General features: G+C 38.7%; 21 protein-coding genes. 11 read left to right on the forward strand and 10 right to left on the reverse strand.

Annotation, left to right across the window (positions count from 1 at the left end; translation table 11 throughout):
• Positions 1-33: 33 nt before the first annotated feature.
• Positions 34-714 carry an ATP-dependent Clp endopeptidase proteolytic subunit ClpP gene (gene clpP / locus ACKGJN_RS05065; protein ID WP_409538342.1) on the forward strand — a complete coding sequence of 227 codons (681 nt, stop codon included), beginning with the start codon at positions 34-36 and terminating at the stop codon, positions 712-714.
• Positions 715-784: 70 nt separating this feature from the next.
• Positions 785-2,017, forward strand: a complete 1,233-nt coding sequence (gene clpX, locus ACKGJN_RS05070; protein WP_409538343.1) for an ATP-dependent Clp protease ATP-binding subunit ClpX — start codon at positions 785-787, stop codon at positions 2,015-2,017.
• A gap of 68 nt (positions 2,018-2,085) precedes the next feature.
• On the opposite strand, the gene ACKGJN_RS05075 is transcribed toward clpX, so the two are convergent.
• Complete coding sequence (locus ACKGJN_RS05075; protein ID WP_409538344.1) at positions 2,086-3,564, reverse strand: SLC13 family permease; 1,479 nt, start codon at positions 3,562-3,564, stop codon at positions 2,086-2,088.
• A gap of 128 nt (positions 3,565-3,692) precedes the next feature.
• On the opposite strand from ACKGJN_RS05075, the gene ACKGJN_RS05080 reads away from it, so the two are divergent.
• Positions 3,693-4,151, forward strand: coding sequence for an SRPBCC domain-containing protein (locus ACKGJN_RS05080; protein WP_409538345.1), 459 nt, complete (start codon positions 3,693-3,695; stop codon positions 4,149-4,151).
• Between the two features lie 24 nt (positions 4,152-4,175).
• Here the strand turns inward: ACKGJN_RS05080 and ACKGJN_RS05085 are convergent, their stop codons facing one another.
• The 8 genes from ACKGJN_RS05085 to miaB all read right to left on the reverse strand — a co-directional run bounded on the left by ACKGJN_RS05085 (position 4,176) and on the right by miaB (position 11,315).
• Positions 4,176-4,358 (reverse strand): PLD nuclease N-terminal domain-containing protein, encoded by a 183-nt coding sequence (locus ACKGJN_RS05085; protein WP_409538346.1) that lies wholly within the window; start codon positions 4,356-4,358, stop codon positions 4,176-4,178.
• 151 nt (positions 4,359-4,509) lie between these two features.
• A complete protein-coding gene (groL, locus tag ACKGJN_RS05090) occupies positions 4,510-6,150 on the reverse strand; it encodes a chaperonin GroEL (RefSeq protein WP_409538347.1) in 1,641 nt (546 codons plus the stop codon).
• A gap of 134 nt (positions 6,151-6,284) precedes the next feature.
• A complete protein-coding gene (locus tag ACKGJN_RS05095) occupies positions 6,285-6,560 on the reverse strand; it encodes a co-chaperone GroES (protein ID WP_006989659.1) in 276 nt (91 codons plus the stop codon).
• A gap of 149 nt (positions 6,561-6,709) precedes the next feature.
• Positions 6,710-7,054: a preprotein translocase subunit SecG gene (gene secG / locus ACKGJN_RS05100; protein WP_409538348.1), complete on the reverse strand. Its 345-nt coding sequence runs from the start codon at positions 7,052-7,054 to the stop codon at positions 6,710-6,712.
• Positions 7,051-7,926, reverse strand: a complete 876-nt coding sequence (locus ACKGJN_RS05105; protein ID WP_409538349.1) for a tetratricopeptide repeat protein — start codon at positions 7,924-7,926, stop codon at positions 7,051-7,053. The genes secG and ACKGJN_RS05105 overlap by 4 nt, the downstream gene beginning before the upstream one ends.
• Positions 7,926-8,429: an LptE family protein gene (locus ACKGJN_RS05110; protein WP_409538350.1), complete on the reverse strand. Its 504-nt coding sequence runs from the start codon at positions 8,427-8,429 to the stop codon at positions 7,926-7,928. Before ACKGJN_RS05110 ends, ACKGJN_RS05105 begins: the two co-directional genes overlap by 1 nt.
• Before the next feature lie 36 nt (positions 8,430-8,465).
• Positions 8,466-9,716: a sigma-54 interaction domain-containing protein gene (locus ACKGJN_RS05115; RefSeq protein WP_409538351.1), complete on the reverse strand. Its 1,251-nt coding sequence runs from the start codon at positions 9,714-9,716 to the stop codon at positions 8,466-8,468.
• A gap of 168 nt (positions 9,717-9,884) precedes the next feature.
• Complete coding sequence (gene miaB, locus ACKGJN_RS05120) at positions 9,885-11,315, reverse strand: tRNA (N6-isopentenyl adenosine(37)-C2)-methylthiotransferase MiaB (protein WP_409538352.1); 1,431 nt, start codon at positions 11,313-11,315, stop codon at positions 9,885-9,887.
• 176 nt (positions 11,316-11,491) lie between these two features.
• On the opposite strand from miaB, the gene topA reads away from it, so the two are divergent.
• From topA to ACKGJN_RS05155, 7 genes are all read left to right on the forward strand, one after another.
• A complete protein-coding gene (topA, locus tag ACKGJN_RS05125; protein ID WP_409538353.1) occupies positions 11,492-14,011 on the forward strand; it encodes a type I DNA topoisomerase in 2,520 nt (839 codons plus the stop codon).
• A 3-nt stretch (positions 14,012-14,014) separates the two neighbouring features.
• On the forward strand, positions 14,015-15,178 hold the full coding sequence (locus ACKGJN_RS05130; RefSeq protein WP_409538354.1) for a formimidoylglutamase: 1,164 nt from the start codon (positions 14,015-14,017) through the stop codon (positions 15,176-15,178).
• A gap of 112 nt (positions 15,179-15,290) precedes the next feature.
• A complete protein-coding gene (gene porK, locus ACKGJN_RS05135) occupies positions 15,291-16,655 on the forward strand; it encodes a T9SS ring complex lipoprotein PorK/GldK (RefSeq protein WP_409538355.1) in 1,365 nt (454 codons plus the stop codon).
• A 59-nt stretch (positions 16,656-16,714) separates the two neighbouring features.
• Entirely contained in the window at positions 16,715-17,356 is a 642-nt protein-coding gene (gene porL, locus ACKGJN_RS05140; RefSeq protein WP_409538356.1) for a type IX secretion system motor protein PorL/GldL, read from the forward strand.
• 52 nt (positions 17,357-17,408) lie between these two features.
• Positions 17,409-18,956, forward strand: coding sequence for a type IX secretion system motor protein PorM/GldM (gene porM, locus ACKGJN_RS05145; protein ID WP_409538357.1), 1,548 nt, complete (start codon positions 17,409-17,411; stop codon positions 18,954-18,956).
• 13 nt (positions 18,957-18,969) lie between these two features.
• Complete coding sequence (gene porN / locus ACKGJN_RS05150) at positions 18,970-19,863, forward strand: type IX secretion system ring subunit PorN/GldN (protein WP_409538358.1); 894 nt, start codon at positions 18,970-18,972, stop codon at positions 19,861-19,863.
• 101 nt (positions 19,864-19,964) lie between these two features.
• Complete coding sequence (locus ACKGJN_RS05155; protein ID WP_409538359.1) at positions 19,965-21,047, forward strand: NAD(P)/FAD-dependent oxidoreductase; 1,083 nt, start codon at positions 19,965-19,967, stop codon at positions 21,045-21,047.
• Positions 21,048-21,103: 56 nt separating this feature from the next.
• On the opposite strand, the gene ACKGJN_RS05160 is transcribed toward ACKGJN_RS05155, so the two are convergent.
• The gene (locus ACKGJN_RS05160) at positions 21,104-21,481 is read right to left on the reverse strand and encodes a DUF983 domain-containing protein (protein ID WP_409538360.1); all 378 of its coding nucleotides are present in this window, start codon (positions 21,479-21,481) and stop codon (positions 21,104-21,106) included.
• Between the two features lie 58 nt (positions 21,482-21,539).
• On the opposite strand from ACKGJN_RS05160, the gene ACKGJN_RS05165 reads away from it, so the two are divergent.
• Complete coding sequence (locus ACKGJN_RS05165) at positions 21,540-23,453, forward strand: ABC-F family ATP-binding cassette domain-containing protein (protein ID WP_409538361.1); 1,914 nt, start codon at positions 21,540-21,542, stop codon at positions 23,451-23,453.

Genomic DNA, 23,453 nt, shown 5'->3' on the forward strand with positions numbered 1-23,453 from the left:
CCTTATTTACTTAAAAAAAGAATATATACAGCTATGGATTACGGAAAAGAATTCGAAAAATTTGCCATCAAGGATAGAGGCATAAATAGCAATTATTACGAAAAAATAATCAGTAGTGTTACCCCTCCAATGGGGATGACACCCAACATTATTGAAGAGCGACAAATGAATGCTGTTGCAATGGATGTTTTTTCACGTTTGATGATGGACAGAATCATCTTTTTAGGAACACAAATTAACGATCAAATCGCAAATATAATTCAGGCGCAATTGTTGTTTCTTGAAAGCACAGATGCTTCCAAGGATATTCAAATTTACATCAATTCCCCAGGTGGAGGTGTGTATGCTGGAATGGGTATCTATGACACCATGCAGTTTATCAAGCCCGATGTTGCTACAATTTGCACAGGAATGGCAGCATCTATGGGTGCAGTACTGCTTTGTGCAGGTGCAAAAGGCAAGCGAAGCGGACTTCCGCATGCAAGAGTTATGATTCACCAGCCTTTGGGCGGTGCACAGGGTCAGGCGAGTGATATTGAGATCACGGCACGTGAAATTATGACCCTTAAAAAAGAATTGTATGATATAATCTCCAAACATTCCGGCCAGCCATATGATAAGTTGGTAGAGGACAGTGACAGGGACTTTTGGATGAAGGCAGATAAAGCCAAGGAGTACGGAATGATCGATGAAGTTTTAACAAGAGATAAATAAATTATTTTTGTTTTTCTGCGGAATTATTTTAATTCCATAGCAGAAGAATTGAAAATTGAAAGGATAACCAATGGCGAAAGATGATTTAGAATGTTCCTTCTGCGGAAGGAAAAAACCCGAAACCAATTTGTTGATTGCAGGGCTGGATGCGCATATTTGCGACAAGTGTATCGAGCAGGCGCATGGAATTGTATTAGAAGAATCAAAACAGGGGCAGGACGGGGAGCTTTCAGCAGATTTGATGTTGAGCAAGCCAAAAAAAATAAAAGCATTTTTAGATGATTATATCATAGGACAGGAAGACACCAAAAAGGTGATGTCTGTAGCGGTTTATAATCATTACAAAAGATTGTTGCAGCCAAAAAATGATGATGATATTGAAATTCAAAAGAGCAATATTATCATGGTTGGGGAAACCGGAACAGGGAAGACCCTTATGGCAAAAACTATCTCTAAAATGTTGAATGTTCCTCTTGCAATTGTGGATGCCACGGTGCTCACAGAAGCAGGATACGTAGGTGAGGATGTAGAAGGTATTTTGACAAAGTTATTGCAGGCCGCAGATTATAATGTGGAGAAAGCCCAACACGGAATTGTTTTTATAGATGAAATAGATAAAATAGCACGTAAAAGTGATAATCCCTCTATTACCCGGGATGTTTCGGGTGAAGGTGTTCAGCAAGCTCTTTTGAAATTACTGGAAGGAACGACAGTAAATGTTCCGCCTAAAGGTGGAAGAAAACACCCGGATCAAAAATTCATTGAAATCGATACCGAGAATATTTTGTTTATAGCAGGTGGCGCTTTCGATGGAATTGAGCGCAATATCAGTAAAAGATTGAATATGCAGGCGGTAGGATTTAGCGCTTCCAAAAGTGAGGATAATATTGAACGTACCAATTTGTTGAGGTATATCATACCAAAGGATTTAAAAGATTATGGTTTGATCCCTGAAATAATTGGTCGTTTGCCGGCACTCACCTATATGAATCCACTGGACAAGGAAACCCTTAGGGCTATTTTAACCGAACCAAAAAATGCGATCATCAAACAATACAAGAAATTGTTTGAAATGGATAATATCAAATTCGAAATTACAGACGAGGCGCTGGATCATATCGTGACCCAGGCCATAGAATACAAACTTGGTGCGCGAGGCCTAAGGTCGCTTTGTGAAGCTATTTTAACCGATGCGATGTTTGAATTGCCAGAGAGCAATGTCAAAAAGCTGAAAGTTACCCGGGAGTATGTAGAAGATAAATTGGATAAATCTGGAATTACGAAACTTAAAAAGGTTTCTTAAAAGGAGTTATTTATAAGTACTGGCAAAGCCATCCTATCCGGGATGGTTTTTTGCTTTTAAAAGGATTTTTATTTTGAAATAAGAAATCCATCCGGGATAATTTTTGGGTTAAAATCCCAAATTAGCGGTAAAAGGAAGTACACTGCCAATGTTATTAGAACAATAGATAGCAGGTTCATCCATATTCCGGATCTTATCATATCGGGGATTCGGAGATGCCCAGATCCAAAAACAACTGCATTGGGCGGAGTTGCAACCGGCAGCATAAAGGCACATGAAGCGGCAAGGGTAGCGCTTATCATCAACATAAAAGGATGAACTTCAAGAGCCAGGGCCATGGTGGCCAGTATAGGTAATAACATAGCCGTTGTTGCCAGATTGGAAGTGACTTCGGTTAAAAAATTTACAGCGATCACCAGGATTAAAATTATCACAAAAAGGGGTAAATTTTCAAGGTTTACCAGTTGCTCCCCAATCCAGACGGCAAGACCGCTATCCCCAAAGGCCTTCGCAAGAGCCATTCCACCCCCAAACAAAAGGATTATTCCCCAGGGAATTTGTACGGCTTCTTCCCAGTTTATCAATCGGTCTCCATTGATTCCCGCCGGAATTATAAACAAACAAATCGCCGCTATAATTGCAATTATGGTATCGTCTAAAAATGGAAAGAATGGCTGAAGTAAAAATGACCTGCTTATCCAGCAAAAGGCTGTCAATCCAAAAACAATCAGTACCCGTTTTTCCTGTTTGCTGATTTTCCCTAAATCTTTTAAATGACGGTTGATCTCCTCTTCTCCTCCGGGGAATTGCTGTTGTTCAAATTTAAAAGCAATTCCGGTAAGATATTTCCAGCAAATGATTAGAAGGACTATTGAAATAGGCAATCCTAAAATGATCCATGCTGTAAAACTGATCTCAATTCCATATATTTCTTCTACAATTCCTGCAAATACAAGGTTTGGGGGAGTTCCAATTAGGGTAGCAATTCCTCCAATGGATGCGCTGTAGGCAATTGCCAGCATGAGCGCTTTTCCGAAGAGTGCATTTTCATCCTTTTTTGTATCGGGATTGTTTTGCAGCTGACTAATAATTGCAGTTCCTATAGGCAACATCATCACAGAAGTTGCAGTATTGGAGATCCACATAGACAGAAATGCGGTTGCTGCCATAAATCCTAAAATGATCATTTTTATATCACTTCCTATAAAATTTATTATGGAAAGGGCAATACGTTTATGGAGATTCCATTTTTCTATAGCCACAGCCAGCATAAAACCACCCAGGTATAAAAAGACATATTTATGACCGAAGGCAGCCGTAGTGGTTTCAATGCTTAATGCACCTGTAAGAGGAAATAAGATTATTGGCAGCAAGGCAGTAATGGCAATAGGAACTACTTCGGTAACCCACCAGAGTGCCATCCAGAGGGTAACACAAAGCACATCAAAAGCAGCCTCTGGCATGGAATCCGGTTTGCCAATGAGTTGCATGATTGTAAATAATAATGGGCCGGCAACCAAAATAAGAGATCTTAAAACATTATTCATGAAGTTGGAATTAATCAGAACCTCCGGCAAGATATTAAATTTATTAGTGATGAATCATTGTTAAAAATGGTGTTTGGGCCGGGACATGTTCTATCAAAAAAATATATTAGAGAGTTAAAACTTAAAATATGGATCAGTTAGAAATCAAAACAGCAATTCAAATTTCCAAATCAAAAGCTGAGGTCTTTGAAGCCATTACAGATCCTGAAAAAATGTATAATTATTTTATTTCCGAAAGTACCGGGGAAATGGTAGAGGGGCAATCTGTGACATGGAAATTTCCGGAGTTTGAAGGAGAGGTGCTCATAGAAGTAAAAAGGCTGATTCCCGATGAGTTAATCTCTTTTGAATGGGAAGGAGCAAAGGACAAGAAATTATTGGTAAGTATCAGTCTTACCGAAATGCCCGATAAAAGTACCCTGGTAAAGGTAACCGAAGGAAAGATGGCAAATGACAAAGCAGGGATTCAATGGTTTGGCGGAAATACCGAAGGTTGGGCAAATTTTCTTGCCTGCCTTAAAGCATATATGGAACACGGAATTAACCTTAGAAAAGGGGCATTTGAATTCAGAGGAGCAGAAATGTAGCAAAATGCTTTATACTTATACGAACTATTTTCTGCCAATTAAAAGATAATAAGCAGGGCCAAAAAACGGTATAAACAGACTCGTTAACATCCACAATATTTTCTTATTTGTATCGGTGTTGCTTCTAAGGATACTAATAGCCGAGATAAGGAGCAATATAATGCTTAAAAAGATAAACGATTGCCAGATAACGATGTAGATTTCCATATAATGAATATAGTATTTTACCAATTTAGGATTTTTACCTATAAATTGTCAAATTAAATTATTAACATAAAAAACCCGCTTCTTTCAAAGCGGGTTTCAAGTTTATAATTTAAAATCTCAAGTGTCAAGTCTCAAGTCTCAAATCTAATCACTACATCATTCCGGGCATTCCACCACCCATTCCTCCTCCTGGCATTCCGCCACCGGAGTTATCTTCTTTAATATCGATTAAAGCACATTCGGTAGTTAAGATCATTCCGGCTACAGAAGCTGCATTTTCAAGTGCGATTCTGGTAACTTTTTTAGGATCTATAATACCGGCTTTCATCATATCTACATAGGTGTTGGTTTTTGCATCATAACCGTAGTTGTTTTTGCCTTCCAATACCTTATTGATCACAACCGAACCTTCACCACCTGCATTCTCCACAATGGTGCGTAAAGGAGACTCAATAGCCCTATTCACGATTTGAATTCCGGTTTCTTCGTCGGGATTTTCGCCTTTTAAAGATTCCAAAGCTTTCTTGGCGCGAACCAAAGCAACACCACCTCCGGCAACAATGCCTTCTTCAATAGCTGCACGGGTTGCATTAAGCGCATCGTCTACGCGGTCTTTTTTCTCTTTCATTTCAACTTCTGAAGCAGCACCTACATATAGTACGGCAACTCCACCTGCCAATTTAGCAAGACGTTCCTGAAGTTTTTCTTTGTCATAGTCTGAAGTGGTAGATTCAATCTGAGATTTTATCTGGTTAACACGTTCTTTGATCGCGTTGTTATCTCCGGCTCCATTTACTATGGTTGTGTTATCTTTATCGATAGCAATTTTCTCTGCGCTACCAAGCATGTCCAGGGTAGCATTTTCCAGAGAAAAACCTCTTTCTTCAGAAATTACTGTACCGCCTGTTAAGATGGCAATATCTTCCAACATCGCCTTTCTGCGATCTCCAAATCCCGGAGCTTTAACAGCAGCGATTTTTAAAGAACCTCTAAGTTTATTCACTACCAGGGTAGCAAGAGCCTCGCCATCTACATCTTCGGCGATGATCAATAATGGTTTTCCAGATTGTGCTACTGGCTCCAAAACTGGTAAAAGATCCTTCATTGAAGAGATCTTTTTGTCATACAACAGGATGTAAGGATCTTCAAGATCTGAAGTCATTTTCTCACTGTTTGTAACAAAGTATGGAGATAGATATCCGCGATCAAACTGCATTCCTTCAACAACATCTACATGAGTTTCAGTTCCTTTTGCTTCTTCAACAGTGATAACTCCATCTTTTCCAACTTTTGAAAAGGCTTCAGCGATCAACTCCCCAATATGGTCATCATTATTTGCAGAAATAGAAGCTACCTGCTTTATTTTTTCAGAAGAGTTTCCAACTTCTTTGGTTTGTTTTGCAAGATTTTCGGTAAGTGCAATAACTGCTTTATCGATTCCGCGTTTCAAATCCATTGGATTTGCACCTGCAGCAACATTTTTTAAGCCTTCTTTTACGATTGCCTGTGCCAAAACTGTAGCAGTGGTAGTACCATCTCCGGCAAGGTCATTGGTTCTGGAAGCCACTTCCTTCACCATTTGAGCTCCCATATTTTCCAATGGATCTTCCAACTCTATTTCTTTTGCAACGGTAACACCATCTTTTGTTACTGTTGGTGCGCCAAATGATTTACTTATAATCACATTACGTCCTTTTGGACCTAATGTTACCTTTACTGCATTGGCCAATGCATCCACCCCGCGTTTAATTCCGTCACGAGCTGCAATATTGTATTTTATATCTTTTGCCATTTTTTATACTTTTAATTTATTTCTGAATGAAAACTGCTTCTTCAGAAAGGTTTGGTTAAATTTAAAATAGTTGATTTTGTAATTTTGATTATGTTCGTGAAAATCCTTTCATAATACAATTACAGGTGTGTAGTTTATACAATAGCGAGGATGTCTTCTTCCCGCATAATAAGATAGTCTTTACCTTCTAACTTAAGTTCTGTGCCTGCATATTTTCCATAAAGCACTTCATCACCAACTTTAACGGTCATTTCGTGTTTTTTGGATCCTTTTCCAACCGCGACAACTTTACCCTTTTGAGGTTTTTCTTTAGCGGTTTCCGGGATGTAAATTCCCGAGGCAGTTTTTGTCTCGGCAGCAGCAGGCTCTATGAGTACCCTGTCTGAAAGTGGTTTAATTTTTAAAGCCATTTGTGTAATTTATTTTAGTTAATTAATTTATCTTGTATGATGCTTGAATTGACCAAAAGTATGCCACTACCACAATCCTGACATTATTAAATAAAAAATGCCAGCTTGTCATAAGCTGGCATTTAAACCTATTTAGAGTATAGTATTTCTTAGTTGTTGTCTTCTTCAGGATTTTGAACGGGAGACTGCACAGGAGCAGGAACATTGGTTTCAACTTGTGGTTTTCCGTCAATAACTCTGGATTCAGATGGAGAATTTCCATCCATTATCGTTACGTTGGATAATAAAATCAATGCCAGCAATAAAGTTGCAAGAGTCCAAGTGCTTTTGTCTAAAAAGTCGGTTGTCTTCTTTACTCCTCCCAATTGTTGACCACCGCCACCTCCAAATGAGGAAGAGAGTCCGCCGCCTTTAGGGTTTTGAACCATGATTACTATTACCAGTAAAAATGCTACAATAATTATTAATGCTAAAAAGATAGTGAATGTGCTCATTCTTGTACTGTGTTATTTTCTTGTAATTTCTTAATTGCCCGAATTTGGTCTGCAAAGGAACCACTTTTTTCGGGATTTTTCAAAATTAAAATTTTATAGGCCTGTATAGCCTTTTTATAGTTTTTTTGTTCCAGGTAAACCCGGGCCAGAGTCTCTGTCATCAGGGCCTCCGGTGGCACACCTCTGTCTGCCGCCAGGTTGTTGGATGTAAATTGGGTATTGGGTTTTATCTTCGGACTTTTGGATATAAAATGATCTATTAATTCAAATTGTCGCGATTTGGAATCTGAAGTACTATTGGTGTTTTCATTTTCTCTCTCAATAGGTTTCGCCCTCGTTAGCGAAAGCCATTCTGAAAAGGAATGTGTTTCGGAAGCATTGAAATCCAATGGACTTCCGACTTCCGGAAAATCTTCGGAACTACTTTTTTCCGGTATTTCTTCTTCTAAGGGTTGGATTGCCGGCCTTTCAAACAATCCGGGATCCATGACCCTTTCAGATTCATTCTTCTTCATTTTGATGGCATCATCAATCATGATACTCCTGGTCCCAAAAACTTCCGTGGGTTCAAAAACAGTGATATTCCTTAAATTCTCCTCCTGTTTTTTAATTTGAAGTGCCACCTTATCCTGAATGAAATCCCTGGATGTAATAAATTCAAAAAGTACACTTCTGTCAAGGGTATAGGCTGCCGTTTTTTTTAAAGCTGAATTGTAATTAAGGCTGTTTTGTGTATACAGACCTTTAAGATGAATTGCGTGTACCGCCTGAAAACAGGGGTGTTCCTGAAGTATACTTTCCAGTCTTGCGGTATCTTCACTGGATATGGAAGCCGAATTTTCGAATAAATATGTCAGTTCCTTTGCAGTCATTACCAGTTTGTAAGTGAAGCATTAAATATATCCTGAGTGATCCTGCTGTAAATTTCATCCAGCGCTGTTTCAAGTACGGGGCCTGTTAATTGTGAATTAGCGGGATAATCATAATAAAATGAAAAACGTCTTTCAAAATCCCTTTTAGGATCCAGGGAGTTATAAAACCTAACATTTACCGAAATAGTGATCCTGTTTTGGGCAGCTGTATTTTGTGCTGTTGCAGTGATAGGAGCAATATAATAATCTACAATTTCTCCTTCATAGATCAAATCCCCACCCGAATTTGTAAGGCTTAAATTTGTTTGGTTTTGTATAAGATCCTGAAGCTCCAGTGTAAAAGTTCGCTCAATTCCAGGTTCTACAAGATTTGCCGCATTTTGAAAATAATTAACCTGAAACGTGGTAGCACCTCCGGTATCGGCTCCTGTAAAGGAATAGATGCCACAGGAGGCCATCGTTAAAAGGCTTATTGAGAAAATTATGATCTTGATTTTTTTCATCCAATGACACCGAATTTCTGCCCGGTGTGAGATTTATTATAGATTATATTGTTTTATTTTTCGGTATAAGGTCCGTTCGCTGATACCGAGTTCTTCCGCAGCGGTTTTTCGTTTTCCGCTATGTCTTTCCAAAGATTTTTTTATAAGCTCCAGTTCCTTATCCTGAAGGGAAAGTGTTTCTTCCTCTTCAATTTCTTCAGCAAAATAATACTTATCTTTTTTATTTTCCTGCTGATTTTGTGCAATTTGTAGTACTTCCATTTCCTCGTCCTCCATGTCTTCAGATTCTATATCCTCTTCATCACCATAGATCTTCTGAATAAGTCCTTCCTGTTCTTCCTGAACTTTTTTGTGGTTACCGCTTTCCATCAATTCCATGGTGAGCTTTTTAAGGTCATTCAAGTCATTTTTCATATCGAAAAGAACCTTGTAGAGGATCTCCCTTTCATTGCTGAAATCGGCCGCTTTTTTCTTGTCGGCAATAACTGCAGGTAAATTACTTCCAATATCCGGGAGATAGGATTTCAGGTCTTTTGCGTTGATGCTTCGTTTTTGTTCTAAAACAGAAATTTGTTCGGCGATGTTTCGCAATTGCCGGATGTTTCCTCCCCATTTATAACTCAAAAGTACCTCCACGGCATCATCTTCAAGCCGCACGGTGGGCATTTTATATTTCAGGGCAAAATCTGCAGCAAATTTCCGGAATAATAAGTGAATATCTTCCTTTCTGTCCCGTAGTGGCGGTAAATTGATTTCTATGGTACTTAACCTGTAATAAAGGTCCTCGCGGAATCTTTCCTTTTTAATGGCTTCAAACATATTTAAATTTGTGGCTGCCACAATCCGAACATCGGTTTGTTGAACTTTTGAGGAACCAACCTTGATAAATTCCCCGTTCTCCAAAACCCTTAAAAGTCTTACCTGGGTGGTTAGCGGAAGTTCGCCAACTTCATCCAGAAAAATCGTTCCGCCATCGGCAACTTCAAAATAGCCGTTTCTGGCTTGGTTAGCGCCTGTAAATGATCCTTTTTCATGGCCAAACAGTTCGCTGTCTATAGTTCCCTCTGGGATTGCGCCACAATTTACCGCGATGTATTTTCCATGCTTTCTGTGAGACAGGGCGTGTATGATCTTGGGAATGCTTTCTTTCCCTACTCCGCTTTCCCCGGTAACCAACACCGAAATATCTGTGGGAGCTACCTGCATAGCTTTCTCCACTGCCCGATTGAGTTTAGGGTCATTCCCTATAATCTCAAAACGCTGTTTTATTGCCTGTATAGATTCCATATGTTGATTCGCTAATCCCCAAAAGGAGAATTAAAAGCCACCCAGCCCCGGTAGGGTGAGTTTGAGCCGTTATTATTTTTATTTGTTTTTAAAATTTTCATGCTATTTTCAAAATATGTTCTTAGTTTTCACATCAGCTGGTTCCTATCCCTTTCGGGGGTCGGGGGGCTATTTAACAGCTTTTCCCTTTAAGGTTGCACTGGTACAATCCAGTATTTCCACCATTACAAAATCTCCTATTTTATAATGTTCTTTCGGAAAAACAGCAACGGTATTTTGTTGTGTCCTGCCACTCCATTCAAGTTCCGATTTTTTTGACTCTTTTTCGATGAGAACTTCCACTGTTTTACCAAGAAATTCCTGCGTCCTGTATAAACTGTGTTTTCTTTGAAGGGCTACAATTTCTGCTAAACGTTGGCTTTTCACTTCTTCCGGGACATCATCCTCCAGTTTTCTGGAGGCCATGGTGCCAGGTCTGTCTGAATAGCTGTACATGTATTCAAAATCGTATTTCACATAATCCATTAAAGATAAAGTATCAATATGATCCTCTTCAGTTTCTGTTGGGAAACCTATGATCAGATCTGAAGAAATGGAACAATCCGGCAGGATCTTTCGGATATTGTCAATAAGCGTGAAATATTCTTCACGTGTATGCAAACGATTCATCTCTTTTAAAATGCGATCGCTTCCACTTTGAACAGGTAAATGAATGTGGTTGCAAATATTTTTATATTGGGACATCAGCTTGATCACATCCAGGGTCATATCCTGCGGATTCGAAGTAGAAAACCGTATTCTCATATCAGGCTGGTCTTCAGCAACCATCTTCAAAAGATTGGTAAAACCGGTTGCAGTAGCCTTCTGGATTTCAGAAGCGGTTTTAAAATCTTTCTTGAGTCCGCCTCCATACCATAAATAACTATCAACATTTTGACCCAGCAGGGTGATTTCCTTGTAGCCTTTTACAGCAAGATCCCTCACTTCCTCAAGAATGCTTTGAGGATCCCGACTTCTTTCGCGACCTCGTGTGAATGGTACAACGCAAAAAGTACACATATTATCACAACCTCTTGTTATGGAAACAAACGCAGAAACGCCGTTGCTTTGTAACCGCACCGGAGAAATGTCGCCATAGGTTTCCTCTTTCGAGAGGATCACATTTACCGCGTTCCGTCCTTCTTCAACTTCTTTTATTAAATTTGGTAAATCTTTATAGGCATCTGGTCCAACCACAAGATCAACGATTTTTTCCTCTTCCAAAAATTTGCTTTTCAAACGTTCGGCCATACAGCCTAAGACGCCCACTTTCATCTTTGGATTTATTTTTTTGACGGCATTATATTTTTCCAGACGTTTACGTACGGTTTGTTCTGCTTTATCCCTAATGGAACAGGTGTTTACCAAAACAAGATCTGCCTCTTCTAAATTTTGGGTGGTGTTAAATCCTTCTTTCTGAAGAATGGAAGCCACCACCTCGCTATCGCTAAAGTTCATCTGGCATCCGTAACTTTCAATAAAAAGTTTTCGGTTATTTTTTGTTTTAGGCTCCAGTATCAGGGAATTTCCCTGCAATTCTTCATCTATGATCTTCTCCATAACTCCTTCTCAAGCTTTCGTTTGTTTAGCTCGCAAAGATAGCTTTTAGTTAAGTTGTGACAAAGTGACAGCATAGAAATTTAACCGGTAATTTTAAGAAAGTAAAGCGGATTTTTTAGTAAAAGAACAGCATATTTAAAAATTGCCCTACTTTTGCACCTAGAAAATAAAGATTTATGGCAAAGAATTTAGTGATTGTGGAATCTCCGGCCAAGGCAAAAACCATTGAGAAATTTTTAGGCAAGGATTATACCGTAGCCTCCAGTTTTGGTCATATCGCCGATTTACCAACCAAGGAATTGGGCGTAGATACGGAGGGAGATTTTAAACCTAAATATATCGTTAATAAAGATAAGAAGGATGTGGTGGCTAAACTCAGGAAACTGGCCAAGACCGCTGAAATTGTTTGGCTGGCGAGTGATGAAGACCGGGAGGGAGAAGCCATCGCATGGCACCTGGCAGAAGAGTTAAAGCTGGATAAAGATAAAACAAGACGGATCGTATTTCATGAGATTACCAAAACCGCTATTTTAAAAGCGATCGACAATCCAAGAAGTATAGATTATAACCTGGTAAATGCGCAACAGGCAAGAAGAGTGCTGGACAGATTGGTGGGATATGAACTTTCTCCTATATTATGGAGAAAGGTAAAAGGCGGACTTTCAGCTGGAAGAGTGCAATCTGTTTCGGTAAGATTGATTGTAGAACGAGAGCGGGAGATAGAAGATTTTAAAGCAGAAGCCTCTTTCAGAATCGATGCCGAGTTTACTACGGAAGAAGGAAAAACCTTCAAGGCGAAGCTTCCGAAGAATTTTGACACTAAAAAAGAAGCAGAAGATTTTCTGAAGAAAAATATAGAAGCCAAATTTAAAGTAGCCGATCTTTCTACCAAGCCTGCAAAAAAATCACCGGCAGCACCATTTACAACTTCTACGTTGCAACAGGAGGCTGCCAGGAAATTATATTTTTCAGTAAGTAAGACCATGACAATGGCTCAACGTTTATATGAGGCTGGTCATATTACCTATATGAGAACCGATAGTGTGAATCTTTCTGAAGATGCCAGGAAAGGCGCTAAACAGGAGATCCTTAAATCCTACGGAGAGAAATATTCAAAAACCAGGCAATTCAAAGGGAAATCAAAAGGGGCTCAGGAAGCACACGAGGCTATTCGTCCCACCAACTTTGAAAATCATACAGTAAAAGCCGATCGCGATGAGGAACGCCTGTACGAACTGATTTGGAAGCGTACTGTTGCGTCTCAAATGAGTGAAGCAGAGTTGGAGCGAACCAATGTAAAGATCGATGCCGATAAACACAAAAATCAGTTTACAGCCAACGGGGAAGTCTTAATTTTTGACGGCTTTTTAAAAGTTTATCTGGAAGGAAGCGATGATGAAGAAGAGGAGCAGGAGGGAATGTTGCCTGCACTAAAGATAAATGAAAGGCTGGAAAACAATTATATAACCGCTACCGAAAGATTTACAAGGCCGCCATATCGATATACGGAAGCTTCTTTGGTGAAAAAACTGGAAGAACTTGGAATTGGCCGTCCTTCCACTTATGCGCCAACTATTTCCACCATTCAAAACAGAAATTATATCGAAAAAGGTTCGGTAGAAGGGATGGAACGAAATTATGCCCAATTGATTCTTAAGAATGATAAATTCAATGAAAAACAGCTATCGGAGACGGTAGGCAGTGATAAAGGTAAATTGGTTCCTACCGCGGTTGGAACTGTTGTAAATGACTTTTTGGTAAATCATTTCTCAAACATTCTGGATTATAATTTCACTGCCAAAGTGGAGCAGAGTTTTGATGATATTGCTGAAGGAAATGAAGAATGGACCAAAATGATGCGGGATTTCTACTCAGAATTTCATCCTCAGGTTCTGGATGTTGCCGAAAATGCAGAAAGAGAAGTAGGGGAACGAATTCTTGGGGAAGATCCTGAAACCGGAAAACCGGTGAGTGTGCGGTTGGGTAAATTTGGGCCTATGGTACAAATTGGTTCTGTAGAGGATGATGAAAAACCCCGTTTTGCCGGCCTGATGCCAGATCAATCTTTAGGCTCGATTACCTATGAGGAAGCTATGGATTTGTTCAAACTTCCCAAGGAAATTGGGGAATATGAAGGCGAAACAGTAGAGGTGAATAATGGACGTTTTGGTCCTTATGTACGCTATGGTAAAACCTTTGTTTCTCTTGATAAAGGAGAAGATCCAATGATTGTGGATATGGAAAGGGCTTTGGAATTGATTAAAGCCAAGGAAAAAGCAGATGCGCCCATATATGTTTATGAAGGAAAACCTGTCCAAAAGGGGGTAGGGAGATTCGGTCCATTTTTAAAGTGGAATGATATCTTTATCAACGTTAATAAAAAGTATGATTTCGATAATTTAAGCGATGCAGAGATCGAGGAATTGGTCGAAAACAAGAAGCAAAAAGAAATTGATAAGGTTATCCATAATTGGGAAGAGGAAGGAATCAGAGTTGAAAAAGCACGCTGGGGCCGTTCCAACATCCTAAAGGGAAAAACCAAAATAGAATTGCCAAAAACAGTGGATGCTTCAAAATTAACTTTAGAGGAAGTCAAAGAGATCCTGGATAAAAAAACCAAGAAACCTGCCAAAAAGAAGCCGGCTGCGAAGAAGAAAGCAGCCACGTCTAAAAAAACCACCACAAAAAAGAAGTAATTAATGGATTTTGAATTTTTAAATCCCCTGGAAGAGGAATTTCTGGAAGAAATTAATTCTTTTGAATCCAACACCCTAAAAGGGCAAATAAAAATGCATTCTGAAAAATCCGGAGTTCCGGAATTGGAGGGAATTAGAATTGCTGTTTTTGGAGTTAAGGAAAATCGACTTGCAATTAAAAATGAAAATGAATTCCTGAACTTCAATGGAATTCGTAGATCATTTTATAGTTTATTTCCGGGAAACTGGTATTTGAATATCGCAGATCTTGGAGATATAGAAAAGGGAGAAACCGTAGAAGACACATATTTTGCGGTACAAACCCTGGTTAAAGAGCTTGTTAAGCAAAAGATTATTCCGGTTATTTTAGGGGGGAGTCAGGATTTGATATATGCCCAATACCGCGCCTATGATACGATTTCCCAAATGGTGAACCTTGTAAATATAGACAGCCGTTTTGATTTGGGCGATGCAGAGAAACCTATAAGCAACCGGTCTTACATTGGGAAGATTGTTGTGAATAAACCTTATAATTTGTTCAATTATTCAAATGTGGGGTATCAAACCTATTTCAATTCACAGGATGAAATAGGATTGATGGAGCGCTTATTCTTTGATGCCTACAGGTTGGGGGAAGTGTCAAAAAACATAACCAGCATTGAACCTGTTATGCGGGATGCCAATTTGGTTGGAATAGATTTGGGCGCAGTGAATTCTTCGGTTATAGGAAGGAATCATCAAAATTCCCCCAATGGTTTTGACGGAAAAGAAATTTGTGCACTTTCCCGTTATGCAGGGATTAGCGATAAGGTAAGCTCTTTTGGAGTATATGAATATTCTTCAGATATTTCTGAAACCGGAAATATGCTCATCGCTCAAATGCTTTGGTATTTTATTGAAGGAGTGAATTACAGAACTGATGAAGATACTCTTTCAGCAAAAAAGGATTTTATAAAATATCAGGTGCCTATTGATGATGAGGTACTTGTGTTTTTTAAAAGCCCGGTAAGCGGAAGATGGTGGATAGAAATACCATTTATTTCCAATTCCAATACTAAATTAAAAAGGCATACGTTATTACCTTGCAGTGAGGAGGATTATTTGGAAGCCTGTAATCAAGTAATTCCTGAAAGATGGTACAAAACAAAGAGAAAGAACGAATTATAAAAAAATGGCTTATTAAGATTTAGTTGTATTTTTACCCTTCCTATTGTTTTTTATAAAATAATTGGATAGGTTTACCACCTAAATAAAATTTGCCGTAACCCTGAAAGATATTATGAAGAAAATCATTTCGCTTATTGCCATTCTTGCGATTCTTGCTGGTTGTAGCCGTGGAGATCGTGGTCAGCTGGTTGGTGCACAAGGAAAAAAGTGGAATCCGGAGAAACCTTATGGGATGACATTGGTGCCGGGAGGTGCCTTTATCATGGGTAAGGCTGATGATGACATTGCAGACATGAAAAATGCTCCACCTAAAACAGTAACTGTACGTTCTTTTTATATGGATGAAACGGAAATAACCAATGCAGAATATCGTCAGTTTACCAATTGGGTTCGGGATTCTATCGTTAGAATGAGATTGGCTATTGAAGCGGATTTTGAAGGAAAGGTTGCCGGTGATGATGGAATTGGGGAATTCGCCTTTTTAGACAGTGACACTGAGAACATGACTGTTTATGAAAAGTATATGTTTGATAATTACACATCATTTTCTGAAGATTACCAGGGAAGAAAGCTTAACAAGGATATTGATATTATTTGGGATACCCGGGATTATCCGGATGAAGCTTATGCTAGGGTCATGGATACCATGTACATTCCTTTGGAAGAATCATACAACGGCCAACGCACCATTGATGTCAAGAAATTAAAGTTTAAGTACCGTTGGATGGATATCCAGGCGGCGGCAAGATCTAAAGCTCAAAAACGAAGCGATTTTATACGAACGGAAGAAGTATTGGTTTATCCGGATACAGCAGTTTGGATCAAAGATTTCAATTATTCCTATAACGAACCTATGCATAATGATTACTACTGGCATACAGCCTTTGATGATTATCCGGTTGTTGGGGTAACCTGGGAGCAGGCTAAGGCCTTTACTCAATGGAGAACATTATATCATAATGCATTCAGAAAGAAAAAAGGAGAACAAGATGTTCCCACCTATAGATTACCTACAGAAGCAGAATGGGAATATGCTGCACGTGGCGGGTTGCAATCGGCTACGTATCCATGGGGAGGCCCTTATGCCAAAAATGATCGCGGTTGTTTTATGGCCAATTTTAAGCCTTTAAGAGGGGATTATGCTGCAGATCAGGCTTTGTATACTGTAGAAGCAAAGTCCTATGAGCCCAATGATTATAATCTATATAATATGGCAGGAAATGTTTCGGAATGGGTGAATTCTTCCTACGACCCCTCTTCCTATGAATATATGTCTTCTATGAACCCGAATGTGAATAATGATGATGATTTCCGAAAAGTTGTTCGTGGAGGTTCCTGGAAAGATGTTGCATACTTTTTACAAGTGAGCACCCGGGATTACGAATTTGCGGATACAGCGAGAAGTTATATAGGTTTCAGGACTGTTCAGGATTATCTAGGAACAGATATTACCTTAAACCAACCTCCAAAAAATTAGAACCTTTTACTTTAACCTATTTATACAATAACCAAAAAATCAACTAATATCTTTTTACTATGGCTAATGCAAAGAATAAAATGAAAATAATGAATATGGTGTATGGTTTAGGTGCATCCGTTGTAATTCTGGGAGCACTTTTTAAAATTATGCACTGGCCTTATGGTAACGAAATGCTAATACTTGGGCTTGTAACCGAAGCCATCGTTTTTGCTGTTTCAGCATTTGAACCTGTGGATGATAGCCTGGATTGGTCTCTTGTTTATCCGGAATTGGCTGGAGGGGTTGCAGCAGAAAGACAATCTTTGATAGAAGAAAATAAAGAAACCGATATTTCTCTTTCCAAAAAACTGGACGATATGCTTAGGGAGGCTAAAATTGACGCTAACTTAATGAATAGTCTTGGAGACAGTATCCGTAATTTTGAGGGAGCTGCAAAATCCATATCTCCTACCGTAGATGCGATGGCTTCTCAAAGAAAATACAGCGAAGAGTTAACAATGGCTGCTGCTCAAATGGAAACCTTGAACAATTTATATAAAGTACAGGTGGAATCTTCTGCAAGACAATCGGAGATCAATCAGGAAGTTGCAGAAAATGCATCTAAACTTAAAGATCAAATGGGATCGCTGGCGAACAATCTTTCTTCCTTGAATGGAGTTTATGGGAATATGTTAACCGCTATGAATGGAAGAGCTTAATTAATTAGTTGTAAAGACTATCAATATTAATACAATACTAAACTAATTATACATGGCGTCTGGAAAACAATCACCAAGACAGAAGATGATAAACCTGATGTATTTGGTTTTCATTGCAATGTTGGCTTTAAATATGTCTAAAGAGGTTCTTACCGCTTTTGGATTAATGAATGAAAAACTGGCAGAATCTAACGAAACTACCACTCAACGAAACATTGCCTTTATGGCGGGTCTCGAAGAAAAAGTAAGTGAGCAGCCTGCAAAGTATGCTCCTCTTAAAGAAAAAGCCGATAAAATTGACCAGCTTTCAACAAATCTTAATACTTACATTGAAAATATTAAGGCCGAATTGACCAAAGACAGGGTTGAAGAAATTGACAGAACAGATTATGAAACGATGGATCGCCCAGATCAGTTGGATGAGATGTTCTTCACGGGAGGCAGAAATACTGTTAAAGGAGAGGAGTTTGTTCAAAAAATCGCAGCATATCGTGAAGGTGTAGCCTCTTTAATTGAGGATGACTTTGCCGCGATTGCTTCAAAGGTAAAAAATGAATTCGCTACAGAGCCAGTTAAAAACAGGAATGGGATTACCAAGCCTTGGTTGGAATATCATTATCAGGGATATCCATTGATTGCTTCACTTACAAAACTAACTCAATTACAGGCAGACGTTAAAACAACAGAAAGTGAAATTCTTTCGGCCATGCTTTCAGGGCAATTGCAAAGTGAAGTATCGTTAACCAATTATGAGGCAATTGTTGTTCCAACCAAAACAGCTTTCTTTTCCGGTGAAAACTTTACCGGTAAAATTGTTTTAGGACGTGTTGATAAAACCCTGAAGTTTGACAATGTTGTTGTGAATGGAAATAAAGTTGAAAGCAATGAAGCCGGACAGGTATCTCTAAGTTTTCCTGCGGGGAATGTTGGAGAGCAAGCCATAAAAGGTGAAATTCAGTTTAAGGAAGGTGATTCTGTGGTAAGTATTCCAATTACCAGTTCTTACGCAGTAATACCTAAGCCTAATTCTGCGGTCATTTCGGCAGATAAAATGAACGTGGTATACAGAGGGGTGAAAAATCCAATGACCATTTCCATACCTGGAGTTGGTAATGTTACAGCCAATGCCCCGGGATTATCTCCCGCAGGTGGAGCCGGAAACTATGTAATGGATGTAACTACGCTGCAAGCCCGTGAGGTAACTATTAATGTAAGCGGGAAATTGCCTGGAGGTGAAACTGTTTCAGACAGTAAATCTTTTAGGGTGAAGGATATTCCAAGTCCGGTAGGAACTATAAGAGGTGAAGACGGATCGGTTAAAATGCCGCGTAACAATCTTGAAATTGCAACCGTTGGGGCAGCGCTTCAGGATTTTGATTTTGATATTGGCCTTCGTATTACCGGTTTCAGTTTTAAAGTTTCAGGACAGCCAACCATAAATGTTAGGGGGAATCAATTGGATGGACCGGCAAAAGCTGCATTAAGACGTGCATCAAGAGGAGAGACCGTGCAAATTTTTGACATAGAAGCACAATTGGCTTCAAATACAGGATATAAGCTTAAAAAGGTATCGCCTGTATTTGTAGAGTTAACAAATTAAAAAATTCAGTACAATGAAGTGGAATCAATTTTTGATAGGGGTGTTCGGATTGTTTTTTTGTCTTTCATCGTATGGGCAAACAAACATGCTGAATGCAAAATCTCCAGATGATATCGGAAAACTATCTGATACCCAAATGGTGGTAAAAAAGGAAAGCAAGCCATTGGAATATGGGTATGTTGATGAAAGAGATATCTTATGGTCTAAAAATATCTGGGAGATCATCGATTTGGATGAAAGAGTAAATTTTCCGCTTTATTATCCTATAGACACCAATAATATCGGTTCCAACCGAAGATCTCTTTACGATGTCTTGATGACAGGAATAAAGAGTGGAAAAATAAAGAATATTTATGCAGACGCCTATTTCAATGAAAAGAGAACACTGGAAGGTATTAGTGCCGCTATTTCCAAAATTGATACAACCGATCTTGGTGTTGAACAATACAACGCGGGAGAGCAAATAGATCAGCAGTATATTAACAGAAGGGATATTACCTCTGCTGATATAGCTGAATATCATATTCGTGGTATGTGGTATTTTGATAAACGCCAGGCGGAAATGAAATATAGATTATTGGGAATAGCTCCGGTTGCTCCTGATGTGAATTTCCTGGATGATGAAGAGCCAGATCTGGTTGAACTTTTTTGGGTATGGTTCCCGGATGCACGGGAAATATTATTTGAGAATGAGGCTTTTAATGGTGGGAATTCATCCCAATCTATTACCTACGATCATTTATTGAATGCACGAAGATTCAATGCGGTTATTTACAAAGAAGATAATGTGCAGGGAGATAGGGGGGTTAATGATTATATTACAGAAAATGCATTTATGCAACTTCTGGAATCTCAAAGGATAAAAGAACAAATCAGAAACTTTGAACAGGACATGTGGAATTACTAATTTCCTGTCCCGTAAAGGGAGCCGGTTTTATTAGTTAATGAATTTTTTAAAAATAACCTTTAAACGCTCCGTTGTAACGGAGCGTTTTTTAATTGAAACCTATGTTGGATTATATTATTGTTGGTGCGGGATTAAGTGGGATTGCAGTTTCTGAAAAATTGATAGATTCAGGTAAAAATATCCGGGTTTTTGAAAATAACTCCCAGTCTTCATCTACCGTTGCAGGAGGAATTTATAATCCGGTTATTTTAAAAAGATTTACCCTTGCGTGGGAAGCAGATGAACAGCTGAAAACCGCCATTCCTTTCTATCATTCTTTGGAAGAAAAACTGAAAATTTCGATAATCCGGGAAATGCCCATTTATAGAAAATTTCATTCGGTGGAAGAACAGAATAATTGGTTTGAGGCCATGGATAAACCTTCGGTAGCTGCATTTCTTTCCCCGAACCTTCTTTCAGAATTAAATCCAAACATTCCCTCTGATTTTTCCTTCGGTATGGTAAAGGATACAGGAGTTATTAATACAGAATTACTTCTGAAGGCGTACAGGAAGTATTTGAAGGATTTAGGTGTTTTCATATCTGAAGATTTTCAGTATGATATGCTTCAGCTTAAAAATGGTCAATTTAATTACAAGGGATTTCAGGCAAAGAGAATAATTTTTTGTGATGGTTTTGGTATGACCAGAAATCCATTTTTCAATAATCTTCCGCTGAATGGCAATAAAGGGGAATATTTAATAATCAAATCTGAAGTTCTTAAGCTTGATGTGGCGGTTAAATCATCGGTTTTTATACTTCCGTTAGGAAATGACCTTTATAAGGTTGGTGCAACCTATAACAATAAAGATAAGACTTCAGTTCCAACAGCAGAGGCAAAGGAATACTTGCTGGAAAAGCTACACGCATTAATTACCTGTGGTTTCGAAATGGTAGGGCAGGTTGCCGGAATTCGCCCTGCAACTGCCGATAGAAAACCACTCGTTGGAGAACACTCTGAATATAAAGGGATGTTTTGCTGTAATGGTTTTGGTAGCCGTGGTGTTTTAATAGCTCCCACCGTGGCAAGGAAATTGATAGATTCTATTGAAAATGAGACTGCTATACCCAAAGATATCGATATCAGGAGGTTTGTTAAAAAAGAATCAAAAAACCTCGGGGCAAGCCCACGAGGTATGAATTAGAAAATACTTTAAAAAAATCGAGGCAAGCCTCCGGGGATTAAACCCTCAATGAGGGATTAATCCGGTTTTTTATAATGAAGAAACACATTAATCCATATATTTCTTGAAAGCCTTATAATAACAGGCATAAAAACCACCAGCGTACCAGTTATGGCAATGAAAGTCGTCATAAGTCCCCCTCCAAATAAAAAATAAGTAATAATAAAAGCTGCCACCGCAAATGCAATCCCAAGAGCATAGCTCACATACATTGCTCCAAAGAAAAAGGAAGGTTCTATCTTATACTTGGTTCCACAGTGGAAACAACGTTCGTGCATCTGGAAAATTTTGGTCATTTTATAAGGGTTTGATTCCTTATACATGCTTTCCTGATGACAAACCGGACAGGTCCCGGTAAAAATGCTGTATAATTTGGTACCCTTTAAGAAACTCATTTCTATTTTTTTAGCATCACAAAAATAGGCATCTTTGCAAAAATATTAGAACAATACAATGCTTAACATTCATAATTTATCTATTTCCTTCGGCGGAGAGACTTTGTTTGACGAAATCACCTTTAGATTAGGGGCGGGAGACCGCGTAGGTCTTATTGGTAAGAACGGAGCCGGAAAATCTACTATGCTTAAAATTCTTTCAGGAGAACAGGAAGCAACTACTGGCCAGATAGCCAAAGATAAGGAACTTAAAATAGGATTTTTAAAACAGGATATAGATTTCATACAGGGGAGAACTGTTCAGGAAGAGGCGCAACAGGCCTTTGAAGAGATAAAAGCCATTGAAAAAAAGATGGAATTTATCAATGAACAACTCACTACCAGAACCGATTACGAAAGTGAGGCTTATATGGATCTTATTCATGACCTCAGCGAAATCACGCATCAGTACGAAATTATTGGAGGATATAATTACCAGGGGGAAACAGAAAAGGTTTTAACAGGACTTGGTTTTGAAAGAAATACCTTCGATAAGCTTACGGAAACTTTTTCCGGAGGTTGGAGAATGCGGATAGAACTCGCGAAACTGCTTTTACAGAGCAATGATATTTTGTTGCTGGATGAGCCAACAAACCACCTGGATATTGAATCTATTATCTGGCTGGAATCATTCCTTTCCAATTACCCGGGATGTGTGATTATAGTTTCTCACGATAAAATGTTTCTTGACAATGTCACCAACAGGACGATCGAGATCTCTTTAGGTCAGATTTATGATTATAAAAAATCCTACTCAAAATATCTTGTGCTACGGGAGGAATTAAGAACACAACAGCTTGCTTCTCAAAAGAATCAGGAAAAACAAATTGAGCAAACTGAAAAACTCATCGAAAAATTCAGGGCTAAAGCTTCCAAAGCTTCCATGGCCCAGTCGCTGATTAAAAAATTGGATAAAATAGACAGGATTGAGGTAGATGAAGATGATAATGCGGTGATGAATGTTAGGTTCCCGATTTCTATTCAACCTGGGAAAATTATTGTTGAAGGAGAGAATATAGGAAAAACTTACGGAGAACTCAATGTTCTTGAAAATATCGATCTTTTAATAGAGCGGGGGAGTAAGATCGCATTTGTAGGACAAAACGGGCAGGGAAAATCTACACTTGCTAAAATTCTGGTTGATGAAATTTCCCATTCAGGAAAGATGAAGCTGGGACATAATGTTCAAATTGGGTATTTCGCACAAAACCAGGCAGAATATCTGGATGGTGAAAAAACTGTATTGGATATTATGATTGATGCTGCTACAGAAAAAACCCGCAGCAAAGTAAGGGATATGTTGGGTTCATTTTTGTTTAGGGGAGATGAAGTAAGTAAAAAGGTAAAAGTGCTTTCAGGTGGCGAAAGAAACCGTTTGGCGCTTTGTAAGCTTTTGCTTCAGCCATTTAATGTGCTTATAATGGATGAGCCTACAAACCATTTGGACATTAAATCGAAAAACGTATTAAAAGAAGCTCTTAAAACTTTTGAAGGTACCTTGATCCTGGTTTCCCATGACAGGGATTTTCTTCAGAATCTTACCTCGACCGTTTATGAGTTTAAAAACAAAAAAATAAGGGAATATCTTGGAGATATAGATTATTACCTGGATCAGCGGAATGTGGAAAACATGCGGGCTATCGAGAAACGAGATAAAGTCGCAAAAGAGGATACTAAGAATACCGATAATAAGCAGGCCTATAACGATCAGAAAAAATCTAAATCCCTGAACAATAAACTAAGCAATACAGAGGCTAAGATTGGGAAGCTGGAGAAGGAATTGAAAGAGAAGGACCTCGAGATGGCCCAGAATTATAACAAAGCCATTGCGAAACCTCATTTTCTGGAGAATTATAAAAAGAAAAAAAAGGAGTTGGAACAGCTAATGAAATCCTGGGAAATTTTGCAGGAAGAATTGGAAACAATGGGTTAG

The sequence above is a fragment of the Gillisia xinjiangensis genome, from assembly GCF_046298265.1.
In the GTDB taxonomy this organism is placed as follows: domain Bacteria; phylum Bacteroidota; class Bacteroidia; order Flavobacteriales; family Flavobacteriaceae; genus Gillisia; species Gillisia xinjiangensis.